This is a genomic window from Xanthobacter pseudotagetidis (assembly GCF_043194795.2).
GTDB lineage: Bacteria > Pseudomonadota > Alphaproteobacteria > Rhizobiales > Xanthobacteraceae > Xanthobacter > Xanthobacter tagetidis_A.
Genome location: NZ_CM195534.1, coordinates 4624323 through 4641465, shown reverse-complemented (window position 1 = coordinate 4641465; position 17143 = coordinate 4624323). Strand labels below are relative to the sequence as shown.

Below are 17143 nucleotides of genomic sequence, written 5' to 3'. Positions count from 1 at the left end.
CGGCAGGCGTCGTGCCAGCCCGCGGGTCTGCCGTGAACGCCTGCGCTCAGAACACCTTGGGCATGGAATAGCCGGGCCGCGGATGGGCGTCGTAATAGTCCGGGCGCTCCGGCCAGCCGCCGTCGGTGTCGACCTTCAGGCTCACCACCCGGGTAGGGGCGCCGGGCGAGCAGGAGACCTCGGCGAGCTTGATCTCGCGTGGGCCGGGGCCGACGGAGAAGTCCGCCACCGTGGTGCCGTCCGCCTTGCGGGCGCGGGCGAAGCCGGGCGTGCCGACGCTGTTGGCCGTCACCGGATTGGCGACAAAGGCCGGAGCCTCGAACCCGTCGGCAGAGGGACCGAAGGCGGGTGAGGCGAAGGTGAAGGTGGCGAGCACGGCGCTGCGATCCACCGCGTGGTCGGCCGACACCGGGCGGGCCACCGAATAGATGGTGAGGGTCCCACCGTCGAGCAGCGCCTTGATCTCGTCCAGCGAGGATTGGGCGAATTCCGACGTCACGTTCATTGCAAACTCCTATGGGATCGGGCGTCGGAGCGTGCGGATCAAAAATCGTGCCAAGAGATTACTGGGGGAGAACAAGCAATTCCGGAGGAGAATCGGCGTTGGAACGCCTTGCTCCAGGCCTGGCGGCCACCGGGAGCGACGCCGGGCCGCGCGGAAAGACAGGGCGGCCCCGTCGAACTCGCGCGATTCTTGCACGGCCAGTCTGGAACTGTTCGCCTTTCAGGAAAGAGCCATGCTGGAGACGGCCATCATCGGCGGCGGGCTTTCGGGGCTGGCGCTCGCGCGCCAGCTCGCGCGGCGCGCCCAGCCTTTCCGTCTGTTCGAGGCAAGAAGCCGCCTCGGCGGACGCATTCTCACGGCACGCTGCGCCACCACGGGGGCGATGCTGGACCTTGGTCCCACCTGGTTCTGGCCCGACACGCAGCCGCTCATGGCGCGCCTGGTGTCGGATCTCGCCCTGTCGCGGGTCGAACAGAACGACGGCGGTGTGACGCTCCACCTCAACGAGGCCGACAAGACGCCGAAGCGGATCGAGGGCCAGACCTTCCACGATGGCGCGTTTCGGCTCGCCGGGGGGATGGCGGGGCTGGCCGAGGGGCTGGCGCGCGAGATCGGGCCGGAGCCCCTCACGCTGGGCCATGCGCTGACCGGCGTGCGCGATGCCGGCGATCATCTGGTTCTGACCTTCCGCGCCGATGAGGCCGAAGTGGAGGTTCTCGCCCGCCGCGCGGTGCTGTGCCTTCCGCCGCGGCTCATCGCCGCCAGCGTCGTCTTCGAGCCCGCGCTCGATCCCGAGACCATCGAGGCCATGGAGAACACGCCCACCTGGATGGCGGCCCAGGCCAAGGTGGCCATCGGCTATGCGGACGCCTCCTGGCGCGCGGCGGGCCTCACCGGCAACGCCTTCGTCACCCACGAGCAGGCGGTGCTGGGCGAGATCTACGACGCGAGCGGTGAGGGCGGCGCGCCCGCGGCGCTCGCCGGCTTCCTCGCCCTCGGCCCGCAGACGCGGGAGGCGTTCGAGGCCGGCCTTCCCATGCTGATCTCAAGCCAGATGACGCAGGTGTTCGGCCTGCCGCTGGAGGCGGGCGAACCGCACTACCAGGATTGGGCGCGGGCGCCCTTCACCGCCACCGCGCGCGACCTTGCCGAGCCGCAGGCCGAGCATATCGCGGTCTCCCACCCGCTGCTGCGCCGGTCGCTGATGACGGGAAAGCTGCACCTCGCCGGCTCCGAGACCGCCACCACCGCCGCCGGCTACCTGGAAGGCGCGCTCGACGCGGCCCGCCGGGCGGAGCGCGCGCTCGCCCGCGCTGGCCTGGAGGCCGCGCCCGGTCGCGCCGAGGGCCTTTCGGGGGCAGACCTCAACGGCGCGAGCCTTGCCGCGTTCGGGGCATGGGTCGCGGGGCAGACCGAGGCCGCGTTCGACGACTACCGCGTGCGCCTGGTGCGCAGCCTCTCCGCCCAAGAGCGCGACCAGCTCACCCAGTGGGCCGCGCTCGGCGCCATGGAGGAGCTGTTCCGGCGGGCGCTGGCGCGGCTGGAGGCGGCGGCGCTCGATCTTGCCGGCGTGCCGGTCGAGGAGGGGCGCTCGGGCCTCATGGCTGCGGTGCAGGCGCCCTTCGGCGAGCTGCTGCGGCGCTTCATGGACGATGTCGCGGCGTTCAACCGCGCCTCGTGCGCGCTGTCGAACTTCCCGGAGGAGCACCATCTGTCGAAGGCCTATGAGCAGGCGATCCTGCGCGACATCGCCGCCGCGTGGCGCGAATTCCTGCTTGCCGCCAATGGCGCCCTCCTGGCGCGGACGGCGGGCGCCGCTGAGCGGGCGGGGCTGGCCGCCCGCTCAGCGGTCCAATGACGATGGCCGCCGCGAACGCCGATCCCGCGCCCGAGCCGGGCCGCCCATCGAACGAGGACACCATGGCTGCCGACATCGCCTATGCCATCTGCGCCCTGAGCGACATTCCGAGCCAGAAGGCGCGCGGCTTCCAGCTGGTGCGCCTGGACGAGACCGGCAAGGAGGTGCCCTGGAGTATCTTCGTCGTGCGCTGGGGCCGCCAGGTGTTCGGCTATGCCAACAAGTGCCCGCACGACGGGGTCAATCTCGACTGGGAGCGCAACCAGTTCCTGGACCCGAACGGCATCCGGATCATGTGCGGCAAGCACGGCGCGCTGTTCGAGCTCGGCACCGGCATGTGCCTGGAGGGACCGTGCAAGGGCCGCGCCCTCACCCCGGTGGCGCTGGAGGTGCTGGACGGCGACATCTGCGTCACCGGCGTGACGTTGGCGGAGGACGAGCCGGCGGCGTCGTTCTGCGACGACGAGGAGGCGTGAGGACCTGCGGCCTGAGAGGACGGCGTGAGGGGCTCGTCGCGCCCCTCTGCCGGCGGCGCCTGCGGATCAGACGGGGCGGTTCTCGTTGCGGTTCTTCACCGGCTCCATCACCGAGACGCCCTTCTCGAAGCTGATGGGCTCGTAGTCGGCGCTCCAGTCCAGCGCGGAATCGAGCACGTAGTCCAGCTTGCCGGCGGTATCGAGCTTCTTGATGTCGTTCTTGTCGATGCCCATGAGGTCGAGCATCTCCTTCCACACCGTCGACTCGTCACAGGGCAGCACGTAGAAGGTCAGCCCGCCGTGCGCCACCTTGTATTTCGCCAGAAGGTCGATGTTGTTGCAGAAGATGAAGTACTTGCCGTCCGGCCCGAGCAGCGGGCCGAGCACCTTCGTTACGTCGTCCAGATAAGCGAAGTTGTGCAGGTAGCCGGCCATCACCGGAATGGTGCCGGCGCCTTCGGGGGCGACGGTGAGCACCTGCTCCATGCAGTAGTCCGGCGGGCGCTTCTCGTCGGCGAGCTGGGCTTGGAACTTCAGGGCGATGTCGCCGCGAAAGCCGAAACGCTCGCCTTTGGTGGTGGGGCTCTTCAGAACCGCATTGAGAAGGCGACCCTCCTGGTCCAGCTTGCCCAGGGCGGTCTTCTCGATGGTCGTCATAGGGGGTCTCCGGGGATTGCGCTCAGCCGCGCCCGAAGGCGCCGCACGGCGCTTCATGCAAAGCCCCTGCCGCTTGCCCGCTGCGCCAGGTGGACAGGACGCCGCGCCGCCTGGGCGGACCCGTGCATCCGGCGCGCTCCGGTGCCGGAGAGCGGCGAGGTATGGAAAAATATTAGCTGATACAATTGTTTGGGCGGACAGAGCTGCGGTGGCGGGGCGCGCCGGCCTGCCGCGCCGGCTGTGGGAATGCGACCGCCCGAGCGTGGGCTTGCGACATCGCTCCCGATCCTGTCCGAAACCGGACACGCGTCGCAAACGCAACATCCGCGGCGCGGAAAACCATTATATTCTAAAGCATTATAGTCTGGCACAGCTCTTGCCAGTTGAAGCTCGACCCGTTTTCTCAGTGAAGGTCGAGCGATGATCAATCTGACGGACAGCGCCTTGAACGCCGTTCGCAGCGCCATCTCCGGAGCCGACAAGCCGGTGGGCGGCCTGCGCATCATGGTCGAGGCCGGCGGATGCGCCGGCTACAAATACATGATGGGCCTCGTGAACGACGCCGACCCGGACGACACGGTGATCGAGCGCGACGGGGTGAAGGTGTTCGTGGACAACAAGAGCCACGAGCTGCTCGCCGGCACGGTCATCGACTTCGTGGTGGCGCTCGAAGGCTCGGGCTTCACCTTCGAGAACCCCAACGCCACGTCGAGCTGCTCCTGCGGCAAGTCGTTCGGCTGACGGCCTTTCGGCCCCACCCCGCACCCGAAAAGAGGACCGAGATGCTGCAGGAAACCGAACAGCGCGCCCCCGCGCCCCGTGCCGAGACCGACCGCCTGGCGCTGATCCAGGAGGTGATCGAGGAGATCCGCCCTAACCTCAAGCGCGATGGCGGCGACTGCGTCCTCATCAATGTCGAGGGCTCGAAGGTGTTCGTGAAGCTCACCGGGGCCTGCGTGTTCTGCAAGCTCGCCAGCGCCACCATGGAGGGCATCCAGGCCAAGCTCATCGAGCGGCTCGGCGAGTTCGTGCGCCTCGTGCCCGTGGCCGGTCCCGCGGCGCCGATCAAGGTCGCCCAGTAGCGGCGGGCCTTCGGGCCTCAACAGGGAGGCGTCGTCCCGTGCGGCCGGTCTATCTCGACAACAACGCGACGACGCGCACCGATCCGGAAGTGGTGGCGGCCATGCTGCCCTACTTCTCGGACGAGTTCGGCAACGCCTCCTCCACCCATGCCTTCGGCGCCAACGTGGCCGAGGCGGTGAAGGGCGCGCGCAAGGGTCTCGCCGCGCTGCTCGGCGCAGCCTTCGACCATGAGGTGGTCTTCACCTCCGGCGGCACGGAATCCGACAATGCCGCATTGCTCTCGGCGCTGGACGCAATGGAGGCCGAGGGGCGCAGCGAGATCGTGACGACGCAGGTGGAGCACCAGGCCATCCTGGCGCCGGCGGCGCATCTGCAGAAGACCCGCGGCGTGAAGGTCCACTATGTCGGCGTCGACGCCGCCGGGCGCCTCGATCTCGACGCCTACAGGGCCGCGCTCGGCCCGCGCACCGCGCTCGTCTCGGTGATGTGGGCCAACAACGAGACCGGCACGCTCTTCCCGGTGGCGATGCTCGCCGACATGGCGAAGGCCGCCGGCGCCCTGTTCCATACCGATGCGGTGCAGGCGGTGGGCAAGGTGCCCATGGACGTGAAGGCCACGGCCATCGACATGCTGTCGCTGTCCGGCCACAAGCTGCATGGCCCGAAGGGCATCGGCGCGCTCTATGTGCGGAAGGGTGTGAAGTTCAAGCCGCTGATCCGCGGCGGCCACCAGGAGCGCGGGCGCCGCGGTGGCACCGAGAACGTGCCGGCCATCGTCGGCCTGGGCAAGGCGGCCGAGCTGGCGCTCGCTCATCTTTCCGACGAGGGCACGCGGGTGCGCGGCCTGCGCGACCGGCTGGAGCAGGGCCTCCTCCAGCGCATCGAAGGATGCCGGGTGAACGGCGACGGCGAGAACCGCTTGCCCAACACTGCGAACCTCGCCTTCGACTACCTGGACGGCGAGGCGGTCCTGAACCGGCTCGACCGCGCCGGCATCGCCGCCTCCACGGGTTCCGCCTGCACCTCCGGCTCAACAGAGCCCTCCCATGTGCTCAAGGCCATGAACCTGCCCGCCAAGGCGCTCCACGGCGCGCTGCGCCTGTCCCTGTCGCGCGAGAATGCCGGCGCCGACGTGGACCTTGTGCTGGAGGCGCTGCCCGGCATCGTCGCCGCGCTCAGGGAGATGTCGCCCGCCTGGCAGGCGCGCCAGCCGGAGCCCGCCGCCCATGGCTGATCCCGTCTTTCCCCGACATCGCGCCGTCCGCCGGCGGCGGCGTGCGACCCTTCATCCAGGAGCCCCCTCATGAAAGTCATGATCCGCCGTTCTCCCGAGACCGGCCTGTCCATCTATGTCCCCAAGAAGGACCTGGAGGAGCCCATCGTGGAGTTCGAGCACGAGACCCTGTGGGGAGGCTGGATCAAGATCGCCAACGGCTGGGTGCTCGACCTGCCGGAGATGGCGCCGGGCACCAGCCTGCCCATCACCGTCAACGCCAAGAAGCGCGGCAGCGAGGAGGAGTGACGATGAACGCCCCGGTCTCGACGGCGGATATCCTCAGGCTCGCGGACGCAGAGGCGGTCATCGCCAAGGCGGCCGCCGGGCTCGATGCGGGCGCGGTGGTGCCCTATCTCGGCCCCGGTGTCGCCGCGCTCGGGGCGACGAGCGTGCCCATGACGCCGGAGGCGCTCGCCGCCTTCTTCGGCACCAAGGTGGCGCTGCCGAAGCGCGCCAAGGGCAATGCCTGGGCCTCGGCCCAGCACATCGAGAGCACCAGGCACCGCAACACCGTCTCCGCTTTGATGGCGGAGGCGTTCGCGACCCCGGTGCCGCCGACCGCGCTCCACGCCTATCTTGCCGGCCTCAAGCTGCCGATGATCGTCGACACCTGGTACGACGGCGCCATGCGCGCGGCGCTGGCCGATCGCGCCGATTGGGGCGAGGTGCAGGGCATCACCCGCGCCGGCATCGGCGAGGACCGCTGGTACCGCTTCTACGACGCGGCCGGCACCGAGACCGACAAGACGGTCGCGCCGTCCTGGACGACCTTGCTCTACAAGCCCCACGGCGGCGCGGTGCCGGCGAAGAACTTCCTCATCTCCGATGCGGACTATGTGGAGGTCCTGACCGAGATCGACATCCAGACGCCGATTCCGGACATCGTCAAGGACCGCCGCACCGAGCGGGGCTTCCTGTTCCTCGGCTGCCGGTTCCACGACCAGCTCCTGCGCAACTACGCGCGGCAGATCATCAAGCGCTCCGGCGGCCCGAACTACGCCGTGGTGGACCCGGAGGCGCTGACGAAGAACGAGATGCGCTTCCTGTTCGGCCACGGCATTATCCCCGTGGCGGTGCCGCTCGCCCGGGCGACGGAGATCCTGATCGCCGCCTGACGGCTCCAGCCCCATTGCGCCTTCCCAGCGCCGGCGACCTCCCATGGAGGCCCGCCGGCGTTCGGATTCGGCGCGGCGCATTGATCAAGATCAAGAGACGCGCCGAAAGATCTGTTCCGGGGCCGCGAACATGTAACCTTTCCAACATGTCGGCGGCGTTCCGGTTTGTCCCGTGTGCGCAACGCGACAGCGCAGACTGGTCGATAACTGGCTGATACTAATGAGATAATTTCATTTCGCGCGGGTGGCACGCCGGTTGCTCACGTCTCCTCAGGATGACTGGATCCTGCTCGACACGAGGAGCACCAAACATGGACGCGACGACTGAGCATGTGGGAGACGCCGTCGGGACCGCCGTCGACATGGACGACCTGATGCAGAAGATGGCCGAGCACAAGGGCTGCGGCACGTCCGGCGGCTCGGGCAAGGCGAGCTGCGGCTCGGGCGCGGGCGAGAACGACCTGCCGACCGAGATCTGGGAGAAGGTGAAGAACCATCCCTGCTATTCCGAGGAGGCCCACCACCACTACGCCCGTATGCACGTGGCCGTGGCGCCAGCTTGCAACATCCAGTGCAACTACTGCAATCGCAAGTATGACTGCGCCAACGAGAGCCGGCCGGGCGTGGTCTCCGAAAAGCTGACCCCCGAGCAGGCGGCGAAGAAGGTGCTGGCGGTGGCCTCCACCATCCCGCAGATGACCGTGCTCGGCATCGCCGGCCCCGGCGACCCGCTGGCGAACCCCGAGAAGACCTTCAAGACCTTCGAGCTGATCTCGAAGACTGCCCCCGACATCAAGCTCTGTCTGTCCACCAACGGCCTGGCCCTGCCCGATCACGTGGACACCATCGCCAGCTACAATGTCGACCACGTCACCATCACCATCAACATGGTGGACCCCGAGGTCGGCGCGCAGATCTATCCGTGGATCTTCTGGAAGCACAAGCGCTACACCGGCTACGAGGCGGCCAAGATCCTCACCGATCGCCAGCTCCAGGGCCTGGAGATGCTCACCGAGCGCGGCATCCTGTGCAAGATCAACTCGGTGATGATCCCCGGCATCAACGACCAGCACTTGGTCGAGGTGAACAAGGCCGTGAAGTCGCGCGGCGCGTTCCTGCACAACATCATGCCGCTGATCTCCTCGCCCGAGCACGGCACCGTGTTCGGCCTCAACGGCCAGCGCGGCCCGTCCGCCCAGGAGCTGAAGGCCCTGCAGGACAGCTGCGAGGGCGAGATGAACATGATGCGCCACTGCCGCCAGTGCCGCGCCGACGCGGTGGGGCTCTTGGGCGAGGACCGCTCCGCCGAGTTCACCACCGACAAGATCATGGCGATGGAAGTGAACTACGACATGGAGGGCCGCAAGGCCTACCAGGCCATGGTCGAGGAGGAGCGCGTCGCCAAGGTGGCGGCGAAGCAGGAGGAATTGGAGACCCTCGCCGGCGAGCAGAGCGACATCAAGCTGCTGATCGCGGTCGCCACCAAGGGTTCCGGCCTCATCAACGAGCACTTCGGCCACGCCAAGGAGTTCCAGGTCTACGAGCTCTCGACCGCCGGCGCGAAGTTCGTCGGCCATCGCCGCGTCGACCTCTACTGCCAGGGCGGCTACGGCGACGAGGACTCTCTCGAGACCGTGATCCGCGCCATCAATGACTGCCATGCGGTGTTCGTCGCCAAGATCGGCGGCTGCCCGAAGGCGGACCTGCAGAAGGCCGGCATCGACCCCGTGGACCAGTATGCCCACGAATTCATCGAGAAGAGCGCCATCACCTGGTTCAAGGACTACCTGGACAAGGTGAAGAGCGGCGAGATCGAGCACACCGTGCGCGGTGACGCGGAGATCCGCCAGGGCGCGCTCATCAGCGCGGCCTGAGGCGAAGACAAGGATCACATTCCATGACCCTCAAGATCATCGCCTCCCAGTGCACCTCCTGCTCAGCCTGCGAGCCGGAGTGCCCGAACGTCGCCATCTCCGAGAAGAACGGCACGTTCGTGATCGATCCGAAGAAGTGCACCGAGTGCCTCGGCCACTTCGACGAGCCGCAGTGCGCCGCCGTCTGTCCGGTGGACAACACCTGCGTCATCGACAACGCCTATCCGCGCTACCAGCTTCCGGCCTGAGGAGGAGACGATGAACTTTACCATCACCCCCAAGGCCGAGAAGTTCATGCGGCTCATGGTGATGTCCGACGGCGGGCCGGGGGCGGGCTTTCGCCTCGCCGTCTCGCCGGGCGGCTGCTCGGGCCTCAACGCCGACATCTGCGTGCTGCGCGAGCCCATGCCGGGCGACGCGGTGGTGCAGAAGGGCGCGGTGAAGCTGTTCCTCCCAGCCGAGAGCCGCATCCTGCTCGACGGCGTGACGGTGGACTTCACCGACACCGCCGCCAAGACCGGCCTCGTGTTCCATGATCCCAAGGCAACCACCTGCGCCTCCCACGGCCAGGCGCTGCCCGCGGGCCTGTGAGGAACGGGGCGACCATGGCCGCGCGCCCGCATCAGAGCGAGCCGTCCGCCTTCGCGGAAGACGGCCTGCTGGCGAGCGCGCTCCTGGGCGGGGGCCTGCCGGAGGAGGCCAACTGGCACCTCTGGCAGGCGGGCCTGTCCTATCACCTCGGCGAGGTGGCCGAGGCGCACTTGAGGCAGGCGGAGGCCATCGCGCCGGGCCATGCCGCGGTGCTCATCGGCCTCTATCGCTTCTATTTCTACAAGGGCCGGCTCGCCGAATGCCTGGAGGTGGCGCGCATCTGCCTCGCCAAGGCCCAGCGCGAGACCAACCTGCCGGCGGACTGGCGCGACGTGGCGCCGGAGGACGCGCTGTTCGGCCGCTACGAGGAGCTGATGCCGCGTTTCTTCCTCTTCACGCTCAAGGGCTACGCCTATCTCAACATGCGGCTCGGCAACCTCGATGAGGGCCGGGCGGCGGCGGAGAAGCTGCTTCAGCTCGACCCCACCGACAAGATCGGCGCGAGGCTCCTCATCGACGTCCTGAACCGCGCGGGTGAGGGCGATGACTGACGAGATCGACGAGGCCATCGACTGGCGCGGCCAGGAAATCCAATGCGGCGCCTGCATCCACGACGCCATGCGCGCGGAAGGCCGGTGCCGGCTGAGGCACGCCTGCGTCAACGACCGCTATGCGCGGCGCATCGACCGGTTCTTCAGCTGGAATCCCGAACTGGCGAACACGTACGTTCATCACGAGCATTTCGAGGTGCGCGCCATCGCCGCCAAGCATGCGGACGTGTTCCTCCTGCCGCCGCTGCTCGACGATCCCGAGGAGACGGTGCGATGGAACGCGGCGCGGCGCCTGCCCAAGCGCTTGATCCTGCGCCTGCGCCACGACCCGCACCGGGAGGTGCGCATCCGCATCGCATCGCTGCTGGACGACGCCGAGCTGGTGCCCATGCTGGCGGACCCCGATTACTACGTGCGCATCGTGGTCGCGCGCCGCGTCGCGCCGCCGCTGCTCTCCCGGTTGATGGACGATGCGGAGGTGGAGGTGCGCCGGGTCGTGGCTCAGCGCCTGCCGGCCGAATGGCTGCTCCGCATGGCGGACGACACCGCCGCGAGCGTGCGCCTGGAGGCGGCGCAACGCCTCGCGCCTGACCTCCTGGCGCGCCTGAAGGCCGATCCCGACTGGCGCGTGCGCTACGAGGTGGCGAGCCGCGTGCCCGCCGGCCTGCTCGGCGACCTCGTCGACGACAAGGACGTCATGGTGCGGGAGATGGCGCGTTCGCGCGGGGCCGTCGGCGACGAAGGCGCGGAACTCATGAGGGAGATGCCGAGATGAGCAACATCGTCCGCGACAGCGAGGTGGTGGAGATCACGGAGCCGCCATACTTCTCCTTCGGCGAGAAGGTGAAGGCCAAGCGTACCATCCGCAACGACGGCACCTATGCCGGCAAGGAGATCGGCGAGATCCTCGCGAAGAAGGGCGAGGAAGGATACGTGGTCTCCATCGGCACGTTTCTCCAGCAATTCTACATCTACGGCGTCGAATTCATGGAGAGCGGCAACCGCGTCGGCATGAAGAAGAAGGAGCTCGACCCGGTCATCAGCCGCGACGAGGACATCGATTTGCCCCTGCCGAGCGTCGGAGGGCTGGCGCGATGATGTTCGAGCCGCGTACCCCCAAGTATCAGTGGGGCCAGAGGGTCAAGACCCTGATCGAGCTGCGCAACGACGGCGGCTATCCGGACGTGCCGGAGGACGCGCTGCTGGCGGCCGAGGGCACCACCGGCGAGATCGTCCAGGTGGGCATGCACACCGACAGCAACACGCCGATCTATCTGGTCGAGTTCACTGAACGCCTCGTGGTCGGCTGCCTCGAGGAAGAGATCGAGCCGGTGTGATGGGAGCGAGCCATGGCGGCGACGATGCTCGGCATGTCCATGGGCGGCAAGGCCCAGCCGAACGATCTCGACAAGCGCCGCGTGGAACGGGCGCTGAAGACGCGGCGGCGCTACCGCTACGTGGAGCCGGCGGTGCTGCCGGTGCCCGGCGGCTACCGGATCGAGAGCGCCTGCTGCTCGCGCAACATCGATCCGGATGGCGGCATCGTCGATATCGCGCTGCTGCTGTTCGACGAGGAGCAGGGCCAATGGGACCTGTTCCGCAAGGACCACGGCAAGGGGCTGTGGGAATGGGATTGCCGGCATCTGCGGCTGTCCGCCGTGCTCGACGTTCTGACCTTCGACGAGCACCGCAAGTTCTGGCAGTGAGCCCGCTCCCGCGGGCGCCTTGAGGGAGTTGAAGCCATGGCGCTGAACGAGGACGATCTTGGCGTGATCGCCGGCATGCTGGCGGCGCCGCCGGCGGACGGGCAGGTCTTCCCGGCCCTGCGCGCGCGCTTTCCCGGCTTCACCTTCACGCGCTGCGACGCTTCCGACGTGGCGGAGACGCCGTTCCGCACCATCGGCGCCTACGACCTGCACCTGATGGACGCCCGCGACCACTGCGTCCAGCTCACCGACGATCCCGCGCGGGCCACCGGCCTCGTGCTCGCCAGAAGGAGCGATGCGCCATGAGCGAGCCTGCGGTGATGGGCGACGATCTCGATGAAGCCCCGGGCTTGCCCGAGGGCCGTTTCATTCCGCTCTCCGACCCGGACGTGACGACGGCCGAGCTTGCCGCCATCGACGCGGTAATCCGCTCGCCGCGCCTGTCCGCGGGTCCGGTGATGGAGGCGTTCGAGGCCTCCTTCGCCGCCTATGTGGGGCGCGCCTACGCCGTCGCCGTGCCCTCGGGCACGCTCGGCTTGCTCCTGGCGCTGAAGGCCTACGGCATCGGCCCGGGCGACGAGGTGGTGTGCTCGGCCTATTCCTTCCGCGAGACCACGCATGCGGTGACGCTCGCCGGCGCGCGGCCGGTGTTCGCCGACATCGACTACTGGGCCGGAACGCTGGTGCCGGAGAAGGCGGCGCTTAAGATCACCGACAGGACGAAGGCCATCGTCGCCGCCAACGCCAACGGCCATCCCGCCGCCTGGGACCCGCTGCGCGTGCTCGCCGAGGAGCGCGGGCTGATTCTGATCGAGGATTCCACCGAGGCCATCGGCTCGCGCTACAAGGACCGGCTCGTCGGCTCGTTCGGCGACGTCGCGGTATTCGACTTCTCCCAGCCCGGCCCCCTGGTGTGCGGCGAGGGAGGCATGGTGGTGACCGACGACGTGGACATCGCCATGGCGATGCGCCGCCTGCGCTCCCACCGGCTGGAGGAGCGCTCTTCCGTGGTGGTCTCCATGAACGCGCCTTACCAGGCGCCGATCAGCGACCTCACCGCCGCCTTGGGCCTCGCGCAATTGAACCGGATCGACGAGATCCTGGAGCGCCGGCGCCTCACCGAGCAGCTCTATTACCAGTATGTGCAGTCGTTCGAGGGCATCAAGGACCCCTATGTGGGGCCGGACGTCACCGAGGTGCACTGGTTCCTCTATCTGGTCCATCTCGGCACGCGGTTCTCGAAATCGAGCCGCGACGCCATCGTCGAGGACCTCGGCGTCGAGCGCGTGCAGGCGGCCGCCTACGCCAACCCGCTGCACTTGCAGCGGCACTATTTCGACCTCGGATATCGCAAGGGCGACCTGCTGGTCACCGAGAAGGTGGCCGACCGGGCGGTGGCGCTGCCGTTCCATGCCCACCTCGCCGAGGACGAGATCGAGTTCATCGTCGCGACGATGAAGGACGCCTCGGTGAACGTGGGGGCAGGCGCCGCCATCTACTGAGGCTTCACGGAGCCGACCAAAACGGCAAGTCAAGCCAAGAAGATCGATACAACGGAGCAGGACAATGTCCACGGTTACTGTCACGGTTCTTCCCGCCAGCAAGAGCATCGAGGTGCCTGAGGGCACCAATCTTTGGGCCGCCATCCGCGAGGTGGTGCCGACCCTGCCCGAGCAGAGTCCGGAGAATTGCGGCGACGCGGCGCACATCTTCGTGCTGGAGGGCCGCAAGGGCATCTCTAAGACCACGCGCGAGGAGAACGAGAAGCTCGACACCATCGTCGGCGTCGGCTCGAAGTCCCGCATCGCCTGCTACGCGCAGGTGCTGGGCACCGAGAACGTGAAGGTGGAGCTGCTCGGCGAGTTCTCCGGTTTCTGACGCCCCCAATGCGGGGAGGCGCGGAGCGCCTCTCCCGCTCACCCGACGGAGTGACCCATGGACGCCCAGACGACGGAAATCCAGACCGCGGAAACCAAGGTTCTCGTCCACGCCCGCTTCGCGCCCGATGCCACGGTGGTGGAGATCGGCGAGCGCCCGTCCGGGCTGACGCCGCAGGAATGGTTCTTCTACCTGCGCGAGAAGTCCGACCCGTCCTATTTCCAGCCGCTGTCCGGCGGGCGCGGCGTGTTCCGCATTCCCCGCGCGGAGTTCGACGCGCTGAAGACGGCGGTCTCCACCGGCGTCGCCTGATGATCCGCCCTCAGCCGGCCGCCGCCGGCTGGGGCGCCGCGCCGCCCAGGCGGGAGGGGTCGTAGCCCTCCTCCTTCAGCACGCGGATCACAGCCGGCCGGCCCAGCAGCCGCCGGTAATGGGCCAGCAGCGGCGCCGGCAGCGCGATGCCGGTCTTGTCGGCCCAGAACTCGGCATAGAACAGCACCGCGTCGGCGACGCTGAAGGCGCCGGCGACGAAGTCGCGGCCATCCATCTGGCGCGCCAGGACCGCGAACCCCTTCTCGACGATCAGCCGGCCAAGCGCCTTCACGCTCTCCTGCTCCGACTGCGCACGCGAGAAGGTGGGCGTGGTGAACAGGCGCGCAAAGCCGTGGCCGTGGATCGTGCCCGCCACATGGCTCATCGTCTCGATGGCGCGGGTCTCCCCTTCCAGGTCCTGCGGCCACAATCGCCCACGGCCCCGCGCGCGGCCGAGCCAATAGGCGATGGCCACCAGCTCCGTGAGCGCGCTGCCGTCCGGACGCACCAAGGCGGGAATGGTGCCCTTGGGATTGATGGCGAGATAGCCCGGCTTGAAGTTGTCGCCCGCCGGCAGGTTGACGACGTGGGCCTCGAAGATCTCGTCCAGCTCCTCCAGGATGATGTGGATGCCGGTCGAGCACGAGCCCGGTGTCATGTAGAACTTCATCGCCGCCATGGGACGCCCCTGTGCGCGCGGCCCCTGCGGCCCGCGTCGGCATGCTTCATGCAAATATCGGGACAATCTGTGTTTTCGCGCCTTTGCGCGGACAAGGCGCGCGGTCGCCGTCGCGTTTGCGACAGGCGGGCGGATGCCGGAGGCGAAAGCGGACGCTCCGCCGAACCGAGGGAAGGGGGCCATGACATCGTCCGGCATCGAGGTCTTCGCCATCTGCGAGGCGGAGAGCATTCCACCCGGCGGCGCGCAGGCCTTCAGCCTGTCGCGGCTCAGCCATGACGGCGAGGCGCGGCCCTTCCGGATCGTGGTGGTACGCGTGCGCCCGCGCGAGTTCGTGGGCTACGTCAATGCCTGCCCGCACGGGAAGGTGTGGCTCAATATCGGCGATGGCACCTTCTTCACGCCCGACAAGGCCCATCTCAGGTGCGGCCGCCACGGGGCGAAATTCGACATCGCGAGCGGCCTGTGCCTGGAAGGCCCGTGCGCGGGCGCGAGCCTGGAGCCGATCCCGCTCGCCCTCATGGGATCGGACGTATGCCTGTGCGGCATCGCGCTCGTCGAGGACGACAGCGCGAGCGGCTATGACGGGCACGACGAGACCATGGAAATCATGATCCACCCAGGCTGAGGCGAATGGCTTCCATGTCTTCTTCTTCGGGCAGTGCTTTGTCGATGGCCGATCTGGCCTGCAGGGCCGCCGATTGCCGCTATTTCCTGTCCTACACGGGGGTGCGGCTGCCCTTCAACCTGGTCAGCCCCATCCCCGAGGAGGGGCTTGGCCATCGCAACACCTATATCCGCGCCTATTACGACGACGCCGGCCGGCTGACGGGGTTCGAGAAGGTGGTCTATGGCGAGGTGGAGCTGACCCACAGCTACGGCTATCACGCCAACGGCGTGCTGCGCCGCGCGGTGGTGGCGATGCTGGACGAGGAGCCGTCCGAGCTGATCTACGACGAGGCGGGCCGCCTCGTCGGCGGCGGCTGAGGGGGGCCGTCATGACGGTCGCCCAGCTCCTGGAGGCGCTCGCCAAGCTGCCGCCCGAGGCGGTGGTGCTGATGGAGAGCGATGGCGGGCTCTCGCTGGTGAGCGCGCTCGATTTCGTCGCCGCCCAGGGTCCGGGCGCGCCGGCGGAGGTCATCCTCCTGCCGAACATGGAGGAATAGCGGTGCATCCGGCACCGCGGGAAGGATTGGCATGAGCGAGGCGGTTCAGGAGATCAGCATGTTCGAGCGCCTCGGCGGTGTGGCGGTCATCGACCGTCTGGTCGAGGCCTTCTACGACCGCATGGATCGCCTGCCGGAGGCGGAAGGCATCCGCGCCATGCATCCGGACGACCTCGGCCCCATCAAGCAGGTGCTGAAGCGCTATCTCACGGAATGGACCGGCGGGCCGGCGCTCTACACGCCGCAGAAGGGCCATCCGCGCCTACGCCAGCGCCACCTGGGCTTTCCCATCGGCAACGCCGAGCGCGACGCGTGGCTCCTGTGCATGCGCGGCGCGCTTGACGAAACGGTCGCCGACGCGGCGGCGCGGGACGCCATGTATGCGACCCTCGCCAAGCTCGCCGACTGGATGCGCAACACGGCCGGCAATCCGCACGACGCCGGCCACCGGCCGGGCGGCTGATCGATTCATTCAAGGATTTGCACGAACGTCCCGGTGTCGCGCCCGAGGGCGGCGGCGCTTGCTTGCGCGCCGCCACGGCCGGGTCGTTCCGCCTGACATGTCCCGCAACTCCCGGCGGCCGGGCATGACGGTGGTCGATACGGTTCCGCCATCCGTTGCTTTCACTGGGCCGGGGCGAGAATCCCCTTCTCGGCCAGCAGCGCCTGGAGCTCGCCGGCCTTGAACATCTCGCGCACGATATCGCAGCCGCCGACGAACTCGCCCTTCACATAGAGTTGGGGAATGGTCGGCCAGTTCGAGAATTCCTTGATGCCCTCGCGCACATAGGGGTCGGAGAGCACGTCGAAGCTCGCGAACGGCACCCCCGCCTGCGTCAGCACCTGCACCACGGCGCCGGAGAAGCCGCACTGCGGGGCGGCGGGAACCCCCTTCATGAACAGCACCACGTCGGCGCCGTCGATGATGGACTTGATGCGGTCACTGGTGCTCGCCATGGCAATGCTCCTTGAAAAATCCTGTTGCGGATAAAGACGGGTCCCGCCGACGACCCGGGTCAGGCGGGCGCGATGGTCTCCAAGGCGAGGGCGTGGAGAACGCCGCCCATGTTTCCCTTCAGCGCCGCATAGACCATCTGGTGCTGCTGCACCCGGCTCTTGCCCTTGAAGGCCTGCGAGGTGATGCGCGCGGCATAGTGGTCGCCGTCGCCGGCAAGGTCCACGATCACCACCTCGGCGTCCGGAAACGCCGCCTTCACGAGTTCCTCGATGTCGGCTGCCGCCATGGCCATTCGCTGTGTCTCCCTCAAGATTGCGCTGGCTCATGCAAGGTCGAAACCAACTGGGGCATCCGCGGCGGCGCCGTGGCTTCTTGGCCCGGATGGCGCTCCGCTCGAGGCCGGCGGCAGGGTTGAGCCGGCCGCGGGTGTCGGACATGCGACAGGCGCGGAGGCGCGC

At 68.2% G+C, this 17143-nt stretch carries 28 protein-coding genes; 23 read left to right on the top strand and 5 right to left on the bottom strand.

The features are described 5' to 3' along the window. Positions 1-46: 46 nt before the first annotated feature. Positions 47-505: a hypothetical protein gene (locus V5F67_RS21240; RefSeq protein WP_394018002.1), complete on the bottom strand. Its 459-nt coding sequence runs from the start codon at positions 503-505 to the stop codon at positions 47-49. A 232-nt stretch (positions 506-737) separates the two neighbouring features. On the opposite strand from V5F67_RS21240, the gene V5F67_RS21235 reads away from it, so the two are divergent. Together V5F67_RS21235 and V5F67_RS21230 are read left to right on the top strand one after the other, a co-directional pair. Next, entirely contained in the window at positions 738-2363 is a 1626-nt protein-coding gene (locus tag V5F67_RS21235) for a flavin monoamine oxidase family protein (RefSeq protein ID WP_394018001.1), read from the top strand. A gap of 62 nt (positions 2364-2425) precedes the next feature. Next, positions 2426-2839: a Rieske (2Fe-2S) protein gene (locus V5F67_RS21230; protein WP_394018000.1), complete on the top strand. Its 414-nt coding sequence runs from the start codon at positions 2426-2428 to the stop codon at positions 2837-2839. Between the two features lie 66 nt (positions 2840-2905). Here the strand turns inward: V5F67_RS21230 and V5F67_RS21225 are convergent, their stop codons facing one another. Continuing rightward, positions 2906-3496, bottom strand: coding sequence for a hypothetical protein (locus tag V5F67_RS21225; protein WP_394017999.1), 591 nt, complete (start codon positions 3494-3496; stop codon positions 2906-2908). A gap of 420 nt (positions 3497-3916) precedes the next feature. On the opposite strand from V5F67_RS21225, the gene V5F67_RS21220 reads away from it, so the two are divergent. The 17 genes from V5F67_RS21220 to V5F67_RS21140 all read left to right on the top strand — a co-directional run bounded on the left by V5F67_RS21220 (position 3917) and on the right by V5F67_RS21140 (position 13882). After that, positions 3917-4237, top strand: coding sequence for an iron-sulfur cluster assembly accessory protein (locus tag V5F67_RS21220; protein WP_394017998.1), 321 nt, complete (start codon positions 3917-3919; stop codon positions 4235-4237). A 41-nt stretch (positions 4238-4278) separates the two neighbouring features. Then, positions 4279-4578: a NifU family protein gene (locus tag V5F67_RS21215; RefSeq protein WP_394017997.1), complete on the top strand. Its 300-nt coding sequence runs from the start codon at positions 4279-4281 to the stop codon at positions 4576-4578. A gap of 38 nt (positions 4579-4616) precedes the next feature. Then, entirely contained in the window at positions 4617-5813 is a 1197-nt protein-coding gene (nifS, locus tag V5F67_RS21210; RefSeq protein WP_394017996.1) for a cysteine desulfurase NifS, read from the top strand. Positions 5814-5882: 69 nt separating this feature from the next. Beyond that, entirely contained in the window at positions 5883-6101 is a 219-nt protein-coding gene (gene nifT / locus V5F67_RS21205; RefSeq protein ID WP_394017995.1) for a putative nitrogen fixation protein NifT, read from the top strand. 2 nt (positions 6102-6103) lie between these two features. After that, positions 6104-6970, top strand: coding sequence for an SIR2 family NAD-dependent protein deacylase (locus V5F67_RS21200; RefSeq protein ID WP_394017994.1), 867 nt, complete (start codon positions 6104-6106; stop codon positions 6968-6970). A gap of 362 nt (positions 6971-7332) precedes the next feature. Beyond that, the gene (nifB, locus tag V5F67_RS21195) at positions 7333-8844 is read left to right on the top strand and encodes a nitrogenase cofactor biosynthesis protein NifB (RefSeq protein ID WP_394018260.1); all 1512 of its coding nucleotides are present in this window, start codon (positions 7333-7335) and stop codon (positions 8842-8844) included. A gap of 23 nt (positions 8845-8867) precedes the next feature. Beyond that, positions 8868-9092, top strand: coding sequence for a 4Fe-4S binding protein (locus V5F67_RS21190; RefSeq protein ID WP_394017993.1), 225 nt, complete (start codon positions 8868-8870; stop codon positions 9090-9092). 10 nt (positions 9093-9102) lie between these two features. Further along, complete coding sequence (locus tag V5F67_RS21185; protein ID WP_394017992.1) at positions 9103-9435, top strand: HesB/IscA family protein; 333 nt, start codon at positions 9103-9105, stop codon at positions 9433-9435. Positions 9436-9449: 14 nt separating this feature from the next. Next, on the top strand, positions 9450-9986 hold the full coding sequence (locus V5F67_RS21180) for a tetratricopeptide repeat protein (protein ID WP_394017991.1): 537 nt from the start codon (positions 9450-9452) through the stop codon (positions 9984-9986). Beyond that, complete coding sequence (locus V5F67_RS21175; RefSeq protein ID WP_394017990.1) at positions 9979-10761, top strand: 4Fe4S-binding leucine-rich repeat protein; 783 nt, start codon at positions 9979-9981, stop codon at positions 10759-10761. The genes V5F67_RS21180 and V5F67_RS21175 overlap by 8 nt, the downstream gene beginning before the upstream one ends. Next, a complete protein-coding gene (locus V5F67_RS21170) occupies positions 10758-11084 on the top strand; it encodes a nitrogen fixation protein NifZ (protein ID WP_394017989.1) in 327 nt (108 codons plus the stop codon). Before V5F67_RS21175 ends, V5F67_RS21170 begins: the two co-directional genes overlap by 4 nt. Continuing rightward, complete coding sequence (locus V5F67_RS21165; protein WP_394018258.1) at positions 11084-11323, top strand: nitrogen fixation protein NifZ; 240 nt, start codon at positions 11084-11086, stop codon at positions 11321-11323. Before V5F67_RS21170 ends, V5F67_RS21165 begins: the two co-directional genes overlap by 1 nt. Before the next feature lie 12 nt (positions 11324-11335). Then, a complete protein-coding gene (locus V5F67_RS21160; RefSeq protein WP_394017988.1) occupies positions 11336-11692 on the top strand; it encodes a DUF3024 domain-containing protein in 357 nt (118 codons plus the stop codon). Between the two features lie 36 nt (positions 11693-11728). Next, positions 11729-11998, top strand: a complete 270-nt coding sequence (locus V5F67_RS21155; protein ID WP_394017987.1) for a DUF6129 family protein — start codon at positions 11729-11731, stop codon at positions 11996-11998. Further along, on the top strand, positions 11995-13194 hold the full coding sequence (locus V5F67_RS21150; protein WP_394017986.1) for a DegT/DnrJ/EryC1/StrS family aminotransferase: 1200 nt from the start codon (positions 11995-11997) through the stop codon (positions 13192-13194). The genes V5F67_RS21155 and V5F67_RS21150 overlap by 4 nt, the downstream gene beginning before the upstream one ends. A gap of 64 nt (positions 13195-13258) precedes the next feature. Next, positions 13259-13570 (top strand): ferredoxin, encoded by a 312-nt coding sequence (locus V5F67_RS21145; RefSeq protein ID WP_394017985.1) that lies wholly within the window; start codon positions 13259-13261, stop codon positions 13568-13570. Positions 13571-13627: 57 nt separating this feature from the next. Continuing rightward, a complete protein-coding gene (locus V5F67_RS21140; RefSeq protein WP_394017984.1) occupies positions 13628-13882 on the top strand; it encodes a hypothetical protein in 255 nt (84 codons plus the stop codon). 10 nt (positions 13883-13892) lie between these two features. On the opposite strand, the gene V5F67_RS21135 is transcribed toward V5F67_RS21140, so the two are convergent. Beyond that, positions 13893-14552, bottom strand: coding sequence for a glutathione S-transferase family protein (locus tag V5F67_RS21135; RefSeq protein WP_394018256.1), 660 nt, complete (start codon positions 14550-14552; stop codon positions 13893-13895). A gap of 190 nt (positions 14553-14742) precedes the next feature. Between V5F67_RS21135 and V5F67_RS21130 the strand changes: the two genes are divergently transcribed. From V5F67_RS21130 to V5F67_RS21115, 4 genes are read left to right on the top strand one after another with little or no spacing between them, the layout of a single operon-like run. After that, positions 14743-15189: a Rieske (2Fe-2S) protein gene (locus V5F67_RS21130; protein WP_394017983.1), complete on the top strand. Its 447-nt coding sequence runs from the start codon at positions 14743-14745 to the stop codon at positions 15187-15189. Between the two features lie 14 nt (positions 15190-15203). Beyond that, positions 15204-15548, top strand: coding sequence for a DUF6156 family protein (locus tag V5F67_RS21125; protein ID WP_394017982.1), 345 nt, complete (start codon positions 15204-15206; stop codon positions 15546-15548). 11 nt (positions 15549-15559) lie between these two features. Next, complete coding sequence (locus V5F67_RS21120; protein WP_394017981.1) at positions 15560-15727, top strand: hypothetical protein; 168 nt, start codon at positions 15560-15562, stop codon at positions 15725-15727. A 31-nt stretch (positions 15728-15758) separates the two neighbouring features. Continuing rightward, a complete protein-coding gene (locus V5F67_RS21115; RefSeq protein WP_394017980.1) occupies positions 15759-16190 on the top strand; it encodes a group II truncated hemoglobin in 432 nt (143 codons plus the stop codon). A 161-nt stretch (positions 16191-16351) separates the two neighbouring features. Here V5F67_RS21115 and grxD read toward each other — a convergent pair whose 3' ends face one another. Next, positions 16352-16684 (bottom strand): Grx4 family monothiol glutaredoxin, encoded by a 333-nt coding sequence (grxD, locus tag V5F67_RS21110; protein ID WP_394017979.1) that lies wholly within the window; start codon positions 16682-16684, stop codon positions 16352-16354. A 59-nt stretch (positions 16685-16743) separates the two neighbouring features. After that, a complete protein-coding gene (locus V5F67_RS21105; RefSeq protein ID WP_394017978.1) occupies positions 16744-16977 on the bottom strand; it encodes a BolA/IbaG family iron-sulfur metabolism protein in 234 nt (77 codons plus the stop codon). Positions 16978-17143 lie beyond the last annotated feature (166 nt).